The organism is Pseudochelatococcus sp., from assembly GCF_050946405.1.
In the GTDB taxonomy this organism is placed as follows: Bacteria; Pseudomonadota; Alphaproteobacteria; order Rhizobiales; family Beijerinckiaceae; genus Pseudochelatococcus.
Genome location: NZ_JBMNUS010000001.1, coordinates 492858 through 508671, shown reverse-complemented (window position 1 = coordinate 508671; position 15814 = coordinate 492858). Strand labels below are relative to the sequence as shown.

Sequence of the window (15814 nt, the reverse complement as noted above, 5' to 3'; positions counted from 1 at the left end):
TCACCCTTCCGTCAGGCGCGCGCCGCGCGGATCGAGCCAGCGGCAGGCGAGATCGACGCCCGTGTTCAGCACAACGAACATCAGCCCCATGACGAGCGCCGTGCCCTGAATCATCGGCACGTCGCGGGCGAAGATGGCGTGCACCAGCGCATGGCCGATGCCCGGCCAGGCGAAAAGCGATTCCACCACCACCACGCCCTCGATCAGATAGACGAACTGCACGCCGAGATAAGTCACCACCGGCACCGCGACGTTGCGCAGGCCATGGCGGGCGAAAACCTCGCGCTCCGACAGGCCCTTCGTCCGCCCGAAGGCGTAATAGGGCGACTGCGCGACAGCGAGCATCGCATCGCGCGCCACCCTCGCCGACACGGCCGCGAGCCCCAGCGCCAGCGTCAGCGCGGGCAGGAAGAGGTTGCGCGCGCCGCCGTGCCCCGCCACCGGGAAAAGGCCAAGCTCCCGCGCCAGCACGAGGACGAGCAGCAGGCCCAGCACGAAGGCCGGCAGCGCCCTGAGGCCGCTGGAGGCGACGAGCAGCGCCCGGTCGAGCCAACCGCCCGGCCGCAGGCCCGCGAGCACGCCAAGCGGCGGGCCGATGAGCAGCGACAGCAGCACCGCCGCCAGCGACAGTTCCATCGTCGCGCCGAGCTGATGCACGATCTCGTCGATGACAGGCTCGCCCGAGATCAGCGATTTGCCGAAATCGAGACGCAGGATATCCCAAAGCCAGCCGGCGAGCGCCGTGATCGCCGGCTGTTCGAGCCCGAGTTCCCGCCGCACGGCGTCGGCCGCGGCCGTGTCCACCATGTCGTAGCCGTAGCGTCCGGCGGCGATGCGATAGGCCATGTCGCCGGGCAGCGAGCGCACCAGAATGAAGGTGAGGACGCCGACGACGAGCGCCACCAGCGCCGCCTGCACGAGACGGGGCAGCAGGACGGAACGGGCCATCCGAAACATCGCATCCGACATCACGGCGCCTTGCGCATCCTGGCGAGACCGAAATCGCGCTCGAACGGATCGAGCCGCGCGCCCTCGACCTTCTTGGACACCGCCGCCGTCTGCTGATACCACGCCACCGGGATGACGGGCAGTTCGGCCTGCAGGATGCTCACCGCCTTGTCGCGCAGGGCCTGCCCTTCCGCCTTGTCGGCCGTGCGCGACAGCGCGTCGATGGCGGCGCTGAATTCCGCGTTCGACCAGTTGAGCGCGCCCCAGTCGCCGCCCTCCGGCGGGTAATCCTGAAGGATGGTGCCGACCGGATCGGGCACCAGCGCGAAATTGCGCGCCACCAGCCCCAGTTCCAGCGTGCCGTCCTGGTGTTTGGCGGGAATCTCGCTCGAATTGGTGGAGTTGATGGTGACGGCGATGCCGACCTCGCGCCATTGCTCCTGCAAGGCGGCGGCGATCAGCGGCAGCTCGGGCCGATCCGGGTAGGTGGTGAGCGTCACGGCAAAGCGCGTGCCGTCACGCTCCAGCACACCGTCCGCGCCCGCCTTCCAGCCGGCTTGCGCCAGCAGCGTCTTCGCCTTGTCGACGTCATGGGTGAGCGGCGCGATCGCGTCGTTGTGCCAGGTGCCGACGCTCGGCGGAAAAAGCTGCGTCGCGCCGGCGTCCGGCAGGCGCAGGATGGCGGCGGCGATGCCCTCGCGGTCGATGGCCGCGCTGAGCGCCTCACGGGTCGCGACATCCTTCAGCGCCGGATGACCGGCGTTGACCTTGATCAGCACCGTGCGGGGAATGGCGATGGACAGCACGTCGACCTTGCCGCCCCGCTCGAGCCGCACGCGGCTGGCGGGATCGAGGTTCAGCACGTAATCGGCATCGCCGCTCTCGGCCAGCAGCGCGCGCGTCTCGCCGCGCCCGGCCGCCAGATAATGGGCCTGCGCGATCGCCGGCCGCTCGCCCCAATAATTCTCGAAGCGGATCACGGAAAACTTCAGCGGCGGCTCGAACGCGCCCAACTTGAACGGCCCCGTCCCGATCACCGTCTTCACGGTATCGTCGCCCGCGTAGGAGGCGGGCGCGAGAATCTGCGTGGTGTTGTGCGCCAGGAAGGCGAGCAGCGGCGCGAAGGGCTGCTTGAGGGTGACGACGACCACCTCGCCCTCCGCCGCGATGCCGTCGATCGGCGCCTTCGCCAGCAGGCCGCCGGAACGGCCAAGCGCGACGTTGAGCGCATGCACGATGCTGTCCGCCGTCAGCTTCGACCCATCGTGGAAGACGACGCCGGGACGCACGAAGAAGCGCCAGACCTTGCCGTCGTCCGACACCTCCCACCGCTCCGCGAGCGCGGGCAGCGGATTGCCGTTCTCGTCCGCGTCGACGAGCGTTTCGGCCACGCGCGTCTTCAGGAACAGATCGCCGGACGTCGACGGCTCGACGCCCTTCACCTCGAACGGCGCGACCACGTTGAACACGTCCGCCTCCGAAGCCGTGCCCGGAGTTATCCAGGTCGCGCCGGAAACGCCGCATGCGACGACGAGCGCCCGAGCCGACGCCGATAATAATGAAGCGGTCTTTCGCAACATGGCCTGTGTCCTGCGTCATGAGATATAAAAGAAATGTTATATCATTTCGATAACGAAATGCGCGCCGCTTGTCCAGCGCGATCGCGCATCCTGCAAAATTTTGGAATCATTATGTTTTCAGGAAGGGGCCGGAGCCGCCGTTCTTCGAATGCCAAACTACCGCTATGTTGTAATGTTACGATGACGCCGGCGGCGGATCGAACGGCAAAACATAGGGCGCGGGTGCCGGCGGCGCGACGCCGACGCGGAACGACACTTCGAAAACCCGCTCCAGCAGGCTGTCCGTCAGCACCTCGGCCGGCACGCCCTGCGCCGCGACACCGCCCTTGTGCAGCACCACGAGCCGGTCGCCGAAGGCGGCGGCGAGGTTGAGATCGTGCAGGATGGCCAGCACCGCCACGCCCTGCCGCGACAATGCGCGCGCGGCGCGCAGGAGGGCGCTCTGGTGCTTGAGATCAAGGCTTGAAACCGGCTCGTCCAGCAGCAGGACGGGCGCGCCGCCCGCAAGGCCGGCGCAAATCCCCGTGCGCATGCCGGCGTGCAACTGGGCGAGCACGCGCGCGAACTGCACCCGCTGCTGCTCGCCGCCCGAGAGCGTCTGGTACAGACGGTCACGCAGATGAAGCACGTCGCCGGCATCCAGCGCCTCGCTCACGATGTCGCCGCGCATCGCGCGCGGCAGCATGCGCCCCACGCCGTCGACGCCGAGCCGCACCACCTCGCGCACGCGAAAGGGAAAGGCCACATGCGTGCTCTGCGGCAATACGGCGCGCACCAGCGCCAGACGCCACGGCGGCAAGCGGGCGATATCCTCGCCGCCGTAGAGGACGCTGCCCCGCGTCGGCCGCATCTCGCCCGCGAGCATGCGCAGCAGCGTGGACTTGCCCGCGCCGTTCGGCCCGGCCACCACCACCATCTCGCCGGCGGCCACGGACAGGTCGACGGCCGCCACGAGGTCCCGGCCGCCGACCGAAAACCCCGCGCCGCGCGCTTCGATGGCGCTCATATCGACAGATCCCGGCTGCGCGCCAGCAGCAGCCACAGGAAGAACGGCGCGCCCAGCGCGGCCGTGAGAATGCCGATGGGCAGCTCCGCCGGCGCGACGAGGGTGCGCGCCAGGCTGTCCGCGCCCACGAGCAGCGCGCCGCCGAGCAGCGCGCTGGCCGGCAGCAGGGTGCGGTGATCCGCGCCATGCAACAGGCGCAGCAGATGCGGCACCACGAGGCCGACGAAGCCGATCACGCCCGATGCCGCCACCGCCGCCCCGACGGCCACCGACACGAGAAGCAGCGTCACGCGCTTGATGCGCTGCACGGCGATGCCGAGATGGAACGCTTCCGCCTCGCCGAGCGCCAGCGCGTTGAGCCCGCGCGCCAGAAACGGCACCGCGACGAACACCGGCAGAATGGCCGGCGCGACCGTCGCCACCCGGTCCCATGTCGCCCCGCCGAGACTGCCCAGCGACCAGAAGGTCAGATCGCGCAACTGGCGGTCGTCGCTGATATAGGAGAGAAAGCCGGTGATCGCGCCCGTCAGCGCGCCGATGGCGACGCCGGCGAGCAACAGCGTGGCGATCCGCGTCTGGCCGTTGCGGGTAGACAGCGCATAGAGCAGCAGCGTGACGAGCAATCCGCCGCCGAAGGCCGCGACCGGCAACAGGGCGAACGGCGTTCCCCCGCCGGGCAGGGCGAGACCGTCGCCGAGCCCCGCGGGAAGCAGGGCCGCCGCCGCCGCCGCGATCGGCTGCCCCAGGACGATGACCACCGCCGCCGCCAGCGCCGCGCCGCTCGACACGCCGGCAAGGCCCGGATCGGCCAGCGGATTGCGGAACAACCCCTGCATGAGCGCGCCGGACACCGCCAAGGCTCCGCCCACCATCAGGCCGAGCAGGGTGCGCGGCAGGCGGATGCCGATCACCACGAGCCGGTCGCCCGCCGTCACCGCGTCATGAACGCCGGCGGCCTCCAGCCACAACACGCGCAACACCCGCTCCGGCGGCATGGAGACCGCGCCCGTGCCCAGCGACACGACCGAGGCGGCAAGCGCGAGCATGGCGAGCGCCGCCATCAGCCACACGGCGCGCCGGCTCCGGTCGGAGACATCCGCGGCCGCATGCGCAGGGCTGAAGTCGGCGGGCCTCGTCATGACCGCGGACGTTACCGCGCGCCGGCGGCGAGTTCGTCGGGCACCGGCACATCGGGGTACAGCGCGTGCAGCAGATCGGCGGCCGCCTGCGGCGTGCGCGGGCCGAAGCCGAGCAGGAACTGGCCGTCGCGGCTGATGAACCGCTTCTGCGCCGCGGCGGGCGTACCGGCGAAAGCGGGACGCGCGAAAAGGTCGTCGGCGTCCGTCGCGTGGCCGGCGCCGCCCATGGTGACGATCGCTTCCGGCGCGGCCGTGATGATCGCCTCGTCCGTCATCGGCTTGTAGCCGGAAAATCCCTGCGCCGCGTTCTGCGCTCCGGCAAGGCGGATGATGCCGTCCGCCGCCGTCTCCTGCCCCGCGACCAGCGGCCGGCCGCCCTGAAAGCCCAGCACGAACAACACCTTTTTCGGGCGGTCGATCTTCCCGCGCAAGGCCTCCAGCAGCGCGAAACGCCGCTCCACGCTCGCCGCCAGCGCCGCCGCTCCGGCGGTCGCGCCCGTCGCCCGCCCGATCTCGCGGATCTTGGCCGCGACGCCGGCCGGCGTCGGATCGTCGCCGATGCGCACGACGGGCAGGCCCGATTCCGCCAGCAACTGCAATGCGCCGGGCGGACCGGAGCCATCCAGCAGCAGCACCTGCGTGGGCGCGAGCGCGAGAACGCCCTCCGCCGACAGCGCGCGCATGTAACCCACGTTCGGCTTGTCGCTCAGGGCCTCCGGCGGAAACCGGCTTGTCGTGTCGACACCCGCGATCCTGTCGGCAAGCCCCAGATCGTAAAGAATCTCCGTGATCGCCCCGCCGACCGAAACGATCCTGGGCGCGGCGTCATCCGCGCGGCCCTCGCGGGAGCCGGCAACGAAAAGGAAAATCGCGGCAAGAAGGCAGCATGCGACTGTCGCAATATGGAACTTTTCCAATAATGACCGAAATGTTGTTCGCATAACCGGCTCTTGCCTGTCTCATGCCCGGAAGGCGCACCTGAAAAACCGGGCGGACGCTTGAGTACGTTCGCCCCGGCGACCATGAACAATAGCACGCCGGGGCGACATGATCGATCAATACGACGCGAACCGGATCGTCAGCGCCCCCTTGGCCGTCAGGCCGGGGCTCGCCGCGGAATGCCGATATTGCGTGTATTGCTCGTCGAACACGTTCTGCACCGCGAAATCCGCCCGGACATTTTCGTTGTATTTGTAGGAGGCGAACAGATCGACGAGGTGATAATCCTCGCTCGGCGTGGAGCCGCTCTTCTTCGCGCCCGTATAGGTCCAACGCGCGCCGACGGTGAGCTTGTCGCCGAAGAAGCGCAGGCCCAGCGTCGAACCGATGGTGTAGGGCGGCGCCGACTCCAGCGGCAGGTTTTCGGTGCGGTTCTTGCCGTTCGTGCGCGAGGCCGCGAGGGTGACGAAGCCGCCGCCCCAGTCGTAGGCCGCCTCGACCTCCGCGCCGTCGAGCCTGACCTTGGAGATATTCCGGTACTGCTGGTCATAAAGCGAGATGCACAGCCGGGGCGAGAAGCGGCACACGCTCGCGGGCATGCCGGGCACCACCGGCGTGAGCTGGGGGCTGCCGACATCGACGATGCCGATGTAGTCGTCGACATCGTTGCGGAACACGTTGATCTTGCCGCGCAGCCTGTCGCCGGCCACCAGCACGTCGTCATAGGCGATGTTGACGCCGCCTTCGATGTTGTGGGCCGTCTCCGCCTTCAGGTTCGGGTTGGGCAGGATGTCGAAGGCCGGGAAGGGATGCGTGCCGTCGATCAGGGTTTCGGTGATCGACGGCGCCCTGTAGCCTTCCGCATAGCTGGCGTAAAGCTCGATGCCCTTCAGCGGCGTCACGCCGACGGTGATGCGGGGCGACACGCGGTCGCCGCTGGAGCTGAAGCCCTCTCCCTCCAGCTCGTAGGAATCGAAGCGCAGCGCGCCGATGACCCGCAGCCAGTCGTTGTAGCGCAACTCGTCCTGGATGAAGGCGCCGAACAGGCTGCGCTTGCCGCCGGGCGTGAAGGCGGAGCCGAAACCGCCCGCGTAGTCCGTCACCGTCACGTCATCCCACACGCCGTCAAGACCGACGGTCAGCGCGTGGTCCACGGGGCCGGTGGCGAAGCGGGCCGTGTTGTGGATGTCGACGCCCCAGGTGCCGATGTCGAACGTCCGGGGGGAGCCGACATCCGCGTTGAATGCCCGATAGGTCGCGCTCGGCGAAACGATGCGCTGCTCGTTGCGCGTCGTGGTGTAGTAGCCCTTCACCGACAGGTCGAGCCACGGAATGTCAGGGCGCGCGAACGTGTAGCCGAGCGTGTAGGTGCCGGTCGTGACATGGCTCCTGAACTCCGTCGAGCTGCCGTTCTCGAAATCGTAATCCTGATAGAGCGCCGTGCCGGAGATCTTGTGCCCCTCGCCGGGACGCAGGTTGAACTTGAACAGGCCCGCCGCCAGATCGGAGCCGGTGCGGTCCACGCGGTTGCCGTCGCCGTCCTGATAGGCGCGCTTGTCGCGCAGGACGAACTGGCCGAAAACGTCCGCCGCCGTCCCGATGCGCACCGCGCCGGCGGTGCTGCTGAGGAAGCCGGAGCCGTTGGAGCCGTAGCCGGTCTTCTGCTCCGCGCCATAGCGCTGGTCGCCCGCGAGGATGTCGTCGATGCCGCGCGTCGTGAAGGCCGCCACGCCGCCGATGGCACCGGAGCCGTAGATGTTCGACACCGGGCCGCGCACGATATCCACGCTGCCGATCAGCTCCGGGTCGAGATAGAATACGCCGTTGGCGCCGTGGCCGCTGGTCTGGTAATTCTGCCGGGCGCCGTCGACGAGCACGTTCACGCGGCCGAAATCCTGCAACCCGCGAATGTTGATGGCCTGCGCCGGATCGTCCTGCGACAACTGGACCGTCACGCCCGGCACGTTGCGCAGCAGCGCGTTGACCGACCCCGCCTGCAACAGCTCGACATCGGCGCGCGTCACCACGCTCGCGCCGGCGAGCGTATCCACCAGCCGCTCGTCGGTGCGGGTGGCGATCACCGTGATCGTGTCGAGCACCAGCGGATTGTCCGCCCCGTCGCTCGCCTCCTGCGTCTGCGCGGCAGGCGCGGCGGCCGTGGCCTGCGCCTCGGCGCGGGTCGCGAGGGCCGCAGCGGAAACGGTTGCGAGCAGGGACAAGGCCGCAATACGCAGCCCGTGAGCGGAGGAAGCCATCGGCAAAGCCTTCATTGCACAGCGATTGTGGTGACGCTCGTTCAGGCTGGCTGGCTGGCTGGTGGACTGCATCCGCGCTGGCTGGCTACGCCATATTTGTTGCAAGCTGTAGTCATATGGCCTTATCAAGTCAATATACAGGCGAGTCTTCCCCATGGAAGAATCCCTCACACACCGTTTTACGCACAAAATCGCCGCTGATTAAAATTTTTCCAGATAAAATGAGAGGCGAAAACTTGAACAATACTACCTTGCCATCTCCCGCGGAGGCGAACCCGGCGCATGCGCATGCCGGCCCATCGGATGCGAAGGGACAGGCGGGCATTCGCGAGCTGGATTTGCGTGACGTCATGGGAGACGCGCGTGAGATCGTGCTCGTCCATAACGGCGAGCCTTACCGCCTGCGCATCACCGCGCGCGGCAAACTCATTCTCACCAAATAGGGGCCGCGTGCCGGCGCCGTGGCGCGGATCAGGGAGCGGGGGCGCGCGTCAGCGCGGCGCGGATGAAGCGCGCCAGCAGGATGCCCAGGATCATGGCTCCGACGAAAACGAAGGCTTCGCCCTCGCCGAGACCGAGCGCGGGAATCGAGCCGCCGGGGCAAAAACCGGTGATGCCCCAGCCGATGCCGAAAACGGCCGATCCGGCCACGAGCGGCAGATCCACCTCGCGGCGCGTCGGCAGGTGAAAGCGGACGTCGAACACCGGCGCGGGGCGTTTGAGTATGAAGAAATAGCCGATGGCCGTGACCGTCAGCGCCCCGCCCATCACGAAGGCGAGCGAGGGGTCCCAGTGGCCGGCGAAATCGAAGAAGTTGAGAACCTTCGCCGGGTTGATCATGCCGCCGAGAACGATGCCGGAGCCGAAGATCAGGCCGATGGCGAGAGCCGAGAGCCGGCGGATCATCACAGGCCTCCGATGACGTGGCGGATGACGAACACGGTCAGCGCGGTCGAGGCCATGAAGGTGAGCGTGGCGACGATGGAGCGCCGCGACAGCCTTGCCATGCCGCAAACGCCGTGCCCGGACGTGCAGCCCCCGCCGAAATGCACGCCGACGCCGACGATCAACCCGCCGATCGCCAGCCATACGGCCGGCGTGGGGCTCTCGAAAGGAATCGCGCGGCCGGAAACGGCGGCGATGAGCGCGGGGGCGATAACGGCCCCGGCCAGGAACGCGGCCCGCCATGCCCGATCGCCGGCGCCGGGCGGCAGGAGGCCGGAAAGAATGCCGGTGATGCCGGCGATGCGGCCGTGCAGCGCCATCAGCAACACCGCCGACAGCCCGATCAGGACGCCGCCCGCGAGCGACAGCCATGGAGTGAACTCGGTCATCGCATCCGTTTCCGCGCGTATCATGGCCTCCCTCCACGGGAAGGCAGCCTGAGACATCATAGCGCCGGACCGGAAAACGAGCCCGCTTTCCGGTCCGGCATCCGTCGCGTCGTTCCGCCTGCCGGTCAGCCGGCCGGCTGCTTGTCGAGCTCGACGATCCGCAGATAGGGCTTCAGCGTCTTGAAACCCTGCGGGAAGCGCTCCTTCGCCTCCTCGTCCGACACCGAGGGAACGATGATCACGGGATCGCCCTGCTTCCAGTTGACCGGAGTCGAGACCTTCTGCGCGTCCGTGAGTTGCAGGCTGTCGACGACCCGCAGGATCTCGGCGAAGTTGCGGCCGGCGCTCGGCGGATAGGTAAGCGTCAGGCGCACTTTCTTGTTGGGGTCGATGATGAAGACCGCGCGCACCGTGATGTTCGGATCGGCGTCGGGGTGAATGAGGCCGTAAAGTTCCGAAACCTTCCTGTCATCGTCGGCGAGCAGGGGGAAGTTCAGCTTGTGGCCCTGCGTCTCCTCGATATCGGCGCTCCATTTCTCGTGCGCGTCGACCGGATCGACGGAAAGGCCGATGACCTTGACGTTGCGCTTCTCCCACTCGGGCGCGAGGCGCGCGACCTCGCCGAGTTCCGTCGTGCAGACCGGCGTGAAGTTTCTGGGGTGGCTGAACAGGATGCCCCAGGAATTCCCGAGCCATTCGTGAAAACGGATCTCGCCTTCGGTGCTGTTCTGAACGAAGTCGGGCGCGATCTGACCAAGCTGAATGGACATGTCATCGTCTCCTGTGTTGCGCGCGGACAACGGGCCGCGCCGAAATCTTCGATCTGCGTCGCGACAGTCTACACCGGGGGCGGCGGCCAAATCCAGATAATCGATAGAACCACGGAAAAGAATCTTCCACCCCGACGCCGCCATCATGCGAAAAAGCGATTCGCTGGCCGGGGCAGACCGAGGTTTTCCCTCAGCGTCGCGCCTTCGTATTCGGTGCGGAAAATGCCCCGTCGCTGCAATTCGGGCACGACACCCTCGACGAAGGCGTCGAGCCCGCCCGGCAGATAGGGGAACATGACGTTGAAGCCGTCCGACGCTTCGCTCTCGAGCCATTCCTGCATGGCGTCGGCGATGGTGTGCGGCGTGCCGACGAAGGCGAGCCCGCCGTAGCCGCCGAGCCGCTGCGCCAGTTGGCGGATGGTGAGCTTCTCGCGCTCCGCCAGCGCCAGCACGCGCTCGCGGCTGCTCTTGCTCTGGTTGGTGTCGGGAATGTCCGGCAGAAAGCCGTCGGGATCGAACCGCGAGACATCGTAGCCAAGCGCGATCGACAGCGAGGCGATGGCGCTGTCGGCGTGAACCAGCGAATCGAGATGCGCGCGGATCGTCCGCGCTTCCTCCACCGTCTCGCCCACCACGACGAAAGCACCCGGCAGGATCTTCAGATGGTCGCGCTCGCGTCCCGCCGCGGCGAGCCTGCCCTTCACATCCGCGTAGAAGCGCTGCCCTTCCTCCAGCGTGCTGCCGGCGGCGAACACCACCTCCGCCGTCTCCGCCGCGAGCTGGCGTCCGGCCTCCGATGCGCCCGCCTGCACGATCACGGGCCAGCCCTGCACCGGGCGCGCGATGTGCAGTGGGCCGCGCACCGAGAAATGCTCGCCCTTGTGACCGAGCACATGCAGCCGGGAGGGGTCGAAGTAGATGCCGCTTTCCGCATCGCGCACGAAGGCGTCGTCGGCGAAACTGTCCCACAGGCCCGTCACCACCTCGTAGAACTCGCGTGCGCGGGCATAGCGGTCGGCATGGGCGACATGCTCGTCGAGGCCGAAGTTCAGCGCCGCGTCGGGGTTCGACGTGGTGACGATGTTCCACCCCGCCCGGCCTTCGCTGATGTGGTCGAGCGAGGCGAATCGACGCGCCAGGTTGAAAGGATGCTCGAAAGTGGTGGATGCGGTGGCGACGAGACCCAGCCGCCGCGTCGCCCCCGCCAGCGCGGACAGCAACGTGAACGGCTCGAAGGACGTCACCGTGTGGCTGCGCTTCAGCGCCTCGACCGGCATGTTGAGCAGGGCCAGATGATCCGCCATGAAGAAAGCGTCGAACCTGGCCTCCTCCAGCCGCCGGGCATAGCGCGTCAGGGCGGCGAGATTGAAGTTGGCGTCGCGCTGTGCGCCCGGATAGCGCCAGGCGCCGGTGTGTATGCTGACCGGACGCATGAACGCGCCGAGTTTCAATTGACGTCTTGCCGTCATCATAACCTCGCAGAAAGAAGCGGCGCATGGCCGCCGGCCCGATTGCGAACGCCCTCACGCCCGAAATTACATATTTTCTATTGACATTATATTCTAATGCCGGAAACTTTCCAGTGTGACGCAAGCGACCCGCCGGCCCCGGCAGACCCGGCCCCGGCGCATCGGGAGAGTTCAGGCGATGGTGAGCAGATCGTATCGTCCGGCTGACAACGACCGGCCTTCTCGACCACCTTCCCGGCTTGCACCGATGGAGATGGGGTGAGCGCAAGCATCGCGCCACCCGGCCCGAATTCTTTCTTTCCGAAGCATCCGCCCGCCACCATCCGGCCGCGCATGGGTTCCCGCAGGGCATTTCCGCCGAGGCGGCCGGAAACGGCGCATGCGCGGGAGCATGTTCCGGCGCGCCGGAGCAAGCGCTTGCCGATGGATCGGCGAAACAACAGGAGCCTCACCGTGAAATAAGCACAGGGTCGGAATACGCTGTAGTTTAGCCGATTTCGCCTTTCTTCATGTAAATATTTTTATTTCACGCATGTAGAAAGCCGTTAATATCAACATGTGCCACACAATAAGCAATCAACGCATAAATCGTAAGTGGAATTTAGCGCAGAAATACGTCAATTTTGCTGAATTTTTGCTTGATAACGGAGAAGAAAGTTGTCAAACCGGGCTCAGGATATTGTCAGCGTGCGTCGTTCCGCATCTGAAAAGGCCGTTTGCCACATGTGATGTCATGGCCCGGCGAAACCGGCTCGCGGGACAACGGGCGAAGGCGTGCGGCCGGAGCACAACGGTCGCCGCGGCCGCATTGAATATCGAAGAAACGCCTCCGGCGCGGCTTCGCGATGTATCGGACACCGTTTTTCATCATCCATCCGAATGAATGGGGTTAAGAATGACTTCCTCCTCCATCAGCCACGGCGCCCAGCGGAGCGTCAGCGCTCCCGCGGCACGCAATCTCGCGACGGCGACCGTCACCGTAGTCCAGAATACGGAGCGGACGCCGCGCTGGCTGCACAAGCTGCTTCCGTGGGTCGACGTCGCCGGCGGCGTCTATCGCGTCAACCGCCGCAAGGTCATCAGCACCCGCGAGGGGCAGGTCGCCATCGTCAACGACGGCGGCAAGTTCAGCGTGGTGCCCGGATCGCTCGCCGCCATTCCCGCGCTGGCCGGCCTGAACGGGGAGGAACTGAAGAAGATCGCGGATCTTTTCGTCGTCAAGCACGTGGAGGCCGGCGAGCGTCTGACCGAGGCCGGCAGCGGCGCGCGCAAGCTTTTCCTCGTGGCCGAGGGCACGGTCGAGCAGACCGGCGTCAACCCCTTCGGCGGCAAGCTGCGCCAGCGGCTGATCGGCGCCGGCGGCTTCTTCGGCCACCGCACCCTGCTTCAGGACAGCCCCATCGCCACCACGGCCGCCGCGCTCACGGGCGTCACCGTGCTGAAGCTCGACATTTCGAAGCTCGACGAGCAGTCCAGCCTGCGACAGGCCATCGCCCGCTCCAGCGACGAGCAGCATGCGCTTTCCGCCCGCACCAACGAGTGGGGCGAGGTTGCCGTCGACCTGCTGTCCGGCCACAGCGGCGAGCCGCGCCTGCCGACCACTTTCGTCGATTATGCCGAGCATCCGCGCGAGTATCACCTCAGCACCATCCAGACCGTGCTGCACACGCACACCCGCGTCACCGACCTTTACAGCAACCAGATCGACCAGCTCCGCGAGCAGGTGCGCCTCACCGTCGACGCGGTGAAGGAGCGCGAGGAATGGGAGCTGATCAACAACGCCGAGTTCGGCCTGTTGCATGAGGCGAGCCCCGCCAACCGCATCCCCACCCGCTCCGGTCCGCCGACGCCCGACGATCTCGACGAGCTGCTCGCCCGCGTCTGGAAGAAGCCCGCGTTCTTCCTCGCCCATCCGCGCGCCATCGCCGCCTTCGGGCGCGAGGCCACCCGCCGCGGCGTGCCGCCGGTCATCGTGCATCTGTTCGGCGCGCCCTTCCTGACATGGCGCGGCGTGCCGCTCGTGCCCTCCAACAAGCTGCCGATCGCCGGCGGGTTCAACGGCGAGGCCGAGACCACCAGCATCCTGCTGCTGCGCGTCGGCGAGGCCGATCAGGGTGTCGTCGGCCTGCAGAAGACCGGCGTCACCGGCGAGGTGGAGCCCGGCCTGTCGGTTCGCTACAGCGGCACGGACGAATATTCGATCGCCTCGCACCTCATCACGCGGTACTTCTCCCTCGCGGTGCTCGTCGACGACGCCGTGGCCCGCCTCGACAACGTTCTGATCGGCCGCTACCATGACTACGCCGTCTGATCCCCACGCGGTATTGCCGTCGGGTCAGGGCCAATCGCCGCATACCTCCCTGTTGTCGCAGCTCGTGCGGGAAGCGTTTTCCGGCGCGCCGGGCGCTCCCTCCTTCCCGGAGGGTCTGCCCGGTTTCATCCCGCAGGGCCCGGCTCCCGCAGCGCCGGCCGCCGGGGCGCAGCCGGCGCGGGCGGATTCCGTCTCGGTGGCGGCTTCGTCGCTGCCGACGGCTCTTGCGGCCCCGACGCCCTCCGCCATCGCCTCGGCGGACCCGGCATCCGTGGCGCCGGAGGCGGTGTCGCCGCGGGCGTTCGCGCCCGACCGCGCCGCTGTTCCGCCGACGCCCGACGGCGGCTTCTTTTCCGGCGCCTACCCGAACGCGCCGGGAAATCCCGCTTCCGCGAGCGGCTATCCGCCGGTCAGCGACTATGCGCCGGCCGGCGCGGCCGGCCTCTCCGGCGCGCCGACCACGGACGGCGCGCTGGCGCTCGATCATGTGTTGAAGCCCGACGATCTGTTCGCCTTCGGCGAGCCCCGCTTCCTCGACGGCTACGAGGACAGGCAGGACAGCGATACGGTCATCGCGCAGCATCATGCGCGCCATGATTCGGCCTCGCATTACTACTTCCTGGAACAGCGGAGGGCGCCGGCGGCGTCGGATGCGGTGCCGGCGAGCGTGGGACCGGGCGAGACCGCCCGGGATGCTTCCGGCGCCACCGCGCAGACGCCGCCGGCCGCCGCGCACACGGCGGCCAACGCGCCGCGCGACGGCGTGCTGACGGCCTTCGAATCGCGCGGCCTGCGCAAAGACTTCCCCGTCCTGCACCAGACCGTCAACGGCAAGCCCCTGGTGTGGCTCGACAATGCGGCGACGACCCAGAAGCCGCAGGGCGTGATCGATATTACGTCGGAATTTTATTCCCGGCATAATTCGAACATCCACCGCGCCGCCCACACGCTCGCCGCCCGCTCCACCGACCTGTTCGAAGGAGCGCGCGACAAGCTGCGCGATTTCGTCGGCGCGGCCAGCTCCCGCGAGATCGTGTTCGTGCGCGGCACGACGGAGGCGATCAATCTCGTCGCCAACAGCTACGGACAGCGGTTCGTCGGCTCCGGCGACGAGATCCTGATCACGCATATCGAGCATCACGCCAACATCGTGCCGTGGCAGTTGCTGGCGCAGCGCACGGGCGCGGTGCTCAAGGTCGCGCCTGTCGACGACAACGGCACGCTGCTGCTCGATCGCTTCGCGGCGCTGCTCGGGCCGCGGACGAAACTCGTTTCGGTGACGCAGGTGGCGAACGCGCTCGGCACCATCAATCCGGTGGCCGAAATCATCGCGCTCGCGCATGCGCGCGGCGTGCCCGTGCTGGTCGATGCGGCGCAATCCGCGCCGCATCTGCCGATCGACGTCCGCGCGCTCGATGCCGATTTCCTTGTCCTGTCCGGCCACAAGATTTTCGGCCCGACCGGCATCGGCATCCTGTACGGCAAGGAGCATCTGCTCGAGGCGCTGCCCCCCTGGCAGGGCGGCGGGCACATGATCCGCGACGTGACGTTCGAGCATACGGTTTTTCAGGGCCTGCCTGAAAAATTCGAGGCCGGAACGCCCGATATCGCCGGCGCGGTCGGACTGGGCGCGGCGGTCGACTATATCAACGGCGTCGGCATCGCCGAGATCGCGGCTTACGAGCACGCCCTGCTCGATTACGCGAACGAGGGCCTTGCCACCGTTCCGGGCCTGCGCCTCATCGGCACGTCGCCGCTGAAGGCCAGCGTCCTGTCGTTCGTGGTCAAGGGGTTCGAGCCCGAGCAGGTGTCGCGCCACCTCGACAAGCACGGCATCGCGACACGCTCCGGCCATCACTGCGCCCAGCCGGCCCTGCGCCGCTTCGGCGTGGAAGCCACCGTGCGCGCCTCGCTCGCTCTCTATAATACGCGCGAGGACGTCGACGCCCTCGTCAACGGCCTGCATCTGCTGCCGCGGCGGTAGAGCCCATCGCAGCGCCCGGCCCGCATCGGCACGACCGAAACCCCGGCGCTCACCCGCCGGGGTTTTTCCGTCAGCGACG

The 15814-nt window shown here is 67.6% G+C and carries 13 protein-coding genes; 3 read left to right on the top strand and 10 right to left on the bottom strand.

What is annotated here, in order from left to right; all coding sequences use genetic code 11:
- The 6 genes from ACOYJQ_RS02115 to ACOYJQ_RS02090 form a co-directional block, all read right to left on the bottom strand.
- Positions 1-948 (bottom strand): ABC transporter permease, encoded by a 948-nt coding sequence (locus ACOYJQ_RS02115; RefSeq protein WP_433456046.1) that lies wholly within the window; start codon positions 946-948, stop codon positions 1-3.
- A gap of 20 nt (positions 949-968) precedes the next feature.
- The gene (locus ACOYJQ_RS02110; protein ID WP_433456044.1) at positions 969-2528 is read right to left on the bottom strand and encodes an ABC transporter substrate-binding protein; all 1560 of its coding nucleotides are present in this window, start codon (positions 2526-2528) and stop codon (positions 969-971) included.
- Positions 2529-2703: 175 nt separating this feature from the next.
- A complete protein-coding gene (locus ACOYJQ_RS02105) occupies positions 2704-3534 on the bottom strand; it encodes a heme ABC transporter ATP-binding protein (RefSeq protein ID WP_433456042.1) in 831 nt (276 codons plus the stop codon).
- On the bottom strand, positions 3531-4673 hold the full coding sequence (locus ACOYJQ_RS02100; RefSeq protein WP_433456040.1) for a FecCD family ABC transporter permease: 1143 nt from the start codon (positions 4671-4673) through the stop codon (positions 3531-3533). The genes ACOYJQ_RS02105 and ACOYJQ_RS02100 overlap by 4 nt, the downstream gene beginning before the upstream one ends.
- An 11-nt stretch (positions 4674-4684) precedes the next feature.
- On the bottom strand, positions 4685-5614 hold the full coding sequence (locus ACOYJQ_RS02095; RefSeq protein ID WP_433456038.1) for a heme/hemin ABC transporter substrate-binding protein: 930 nt from the start codon (positions 5612-5614) through the stop codon (positions 4685-4687).
- A 114-nt stretch (positions 5615-5728) separates the two neighbouring features.
- A complete protein-coding gene (locus ACOYJQ_RS02090) occupies positions 5729-7867 on the bottom strand; it encodes a TonB-dependent hemoglobin/transferrin/lactoferrin family receptor (protein WP_433456036.1) in 2139 nt (712 codons plus the stop codon).
- A gap of 236 nt (positions 7868-8103) precedes the next feature.
- Here ACOYJQ_RS02090 and hemP point away from each other — a divergent pair, with 236 nt between their 5' ends.
- On the top strand, positions 8104-8310 hold the full coding sequence (gene hemP / locus ACOYJQ_RS02085) for a hemin uptake protein HemP (protein WP_433456034.1): 207 nt from the start codon (positions 8104-8106) through the stop codon (positions 8308-8310).
- A 28-nt stretch (positions 8311-8338) separates the two neighbouring features.
- Here the strand turns inward: hemP and ACOYJQ_RS02080 are convergent, their stop codons facing one another.
- The 4 genes from ACOYJQ_RS02080 to ACOYJQ_RS02065 form a co-directional block, all read right to left on the bottom strand.
- On the bottom strand, positions 8339-8773 hold the full coding sequence (locus ACOYJQ_RS02080) for a DUF6691 family protein (RefSeq protein WP_433456032.1): 435 nt from the start codon (positions 8771-8773) through the stop codon (positions 8339-8341).
- A complete protein-coding gene (locus ACOYJQ_RS02075) occupies positions 8773-9201 on the bottom strand; it encodes a YeeE/YedE family protein (RefSeq protein ID WP_433456405.1) in 429 nt (142 codons plus the stop codon). The genes ACOYJQ_RS02080 and ACOYJQ_RS02075 overlap by 1 nt, the downstream gene beginning before the upstream one ends.
- A gap of 125 nt (positions 9202-9326) precedes the next feature.
- The gene (locus ACOYJQ_RS02070) at positions 9327-9971 is read right to left on the bottom strand and encodes a peroxiredoxin (RefSeq protein WP_433456030.1); all 645 of its coding nucleotides are present in this window, start codon (positions 9969-9971) and stop codon (positions 9327-9329) included.
- Between the two features lie 143 nt (positions 9972-10114).
- Positions 10115-11440: an LLM class flavin-dependent oxidoreductase gene (locus ACOYJQ_RS02065; RefSeq protein ID WP_433456029.1), complete on the bottom strand. Its 1326-nt coding sequence runs from the start codon at positions 11438-11440 to the stop codon at positions 10115-10117.
- 895 nt (positions 11441-12335) lie between these two features.
- On the opposite strand from ACOYJQ_RS02065, the gene ACOYJQ_RS02060 reads away from it, so the two are divergent.
- Positions 12336-13751 carry a family 2B encapsulin nanocompartment shell protein gene (locus ACOYJQ_RS02060; protein WP_433456027.1) on the top strand — a complete coding sequence of 472 codons (1416 nt, stop codon included), beginning with the start codon at positions 12336-12338 and terminating at the stop codon, positions 13749-13751.
- Positions 13735-15735, top strand: a complete 2001-nt coding sequence (locus tag ACOYJQ_RS02055) for a SufS family cysteine desulfurase (protein WP_433456025.1) — start codon at positions 13735-13737, stop codon at positions 15733-15735. Before ACOYJQ_RS02060 ends, ACOYJQ_RS02055 begins: the two co-directional genes overlap by 17 nt.
- The last annotated feature ends 79 nt before the right edge of the window (positions 15736-15814 follow it).